Source organism: Mesorhizobium norvegicum, assembly GCF_004919685.1.
In the GTDB taxonomy this organism is placed as follows: Bacteria; Pseudomonadota; Alphaproteobacteria; order Rhizobiales; family Rhizobiaceae; genus Mesorhizobium; species Mesorhizobium norvegicum.
This window is the reverse complement of sequence record NZ_SMYZ01000189.1, coordinates 1-946: the sequence shown is the minus strand read 5'-3', so window position 1 is coordinate 946 and position 946 is coordinate 1. Positions and strand designations below refer to the sequence as shown.

Below are 946 nucleotides of genomic sequence, written 5' to 3'. Positions count from 1 at the left end.
CATCATCATCGGCTCCGGCCCCGGCGGCTATGTCACGGCGGTGCGCTCCGCGCAGCTTGGCTTCAAGACGGCGATTGTCGAGCGCGAACATCTCGGCGGCATCTGCCTCAATTGGGGCTGCATCCCGACCAAGGCGCTGCTGCGCTCGGCCGAGATCATGCATTATTCGGATCACCTGAAGGATTACGGGCTGAAGCTCGACGGCAAGGTCAGCGTCGACACCTCGGCCGTGGTCGACCGCTCGCGAAAAGTCTCGTTGCGCCTCAACGGTGGCGTTGCCTTCCTGATGAAGAAGAACAAGGTCGACGTCATTTGGGGCGAGGCAAAGCTGTCTAAGCCCGGTGAAATCGTCGTGTCGAAGACGGCCAAGAAGCCGATGGAGCCGCAGCCGCCGGTGCCGAAGGGCGTCAAGGGCGAGGGCACCTACACGGCCAAGCACATCATCCTGGCGACCGGTGCGCGGCCGCGCGCGCTGCCAGGCATCGAGCCGGACGGCAAGCTGATCTGGACCTATTTCGAGGCCATGGTGCCGAAGGAGATGCCGAAGTCGCTGCTGGTCATGGGATCAGGCGCCATCGGCATCGAATTCGCCTCCTTCTACCGCACCATGGGTGCCGACGTGACGGTGGTCGAGTTGTTGCCGGCGGTGATGCCGGTCGAGGACGCCGAAGTCTCGAAATTCGCGCAAAAGCAGTTCGAGAAGCAAGGCATGAAGATCATTCTCGAAGCCAAGGTGACCAAGGTCGAGAAGGGTGCCAACTCGGTCACCGCGCATGTCGAGATGAAGGACGGCAAGGTTGAGAAGATCACTGCCGACCGCATGATCTCGGCCGTCGGCGTGCAAGGCAACATCGAGAATCTCGGCCTTGAGGCGCTCGGCGTGAAGACTGAACGCGGCTGCATCGTCGTTGACGGTTACGGCAAGACCAACGTGCCGGGCATCTAT

General features: G+C 61.8%; 1 protein-coding gene. It reads left to right on the top strand.

Going from position 1 to position 946, the window contains the following annotated elements; genetic code table 11:
- Nucleotide 1: 1 nt before the first annotated feature.
- Nucleotides 2–946, top strand: a 945-nt coding sequence (locus FCU66_RS40600) for a dihydrolipoyl dehydrogenase (RefSeq protein ID WP_246094216.1), incomplete at its 3' end; no start/stop codon positions are given.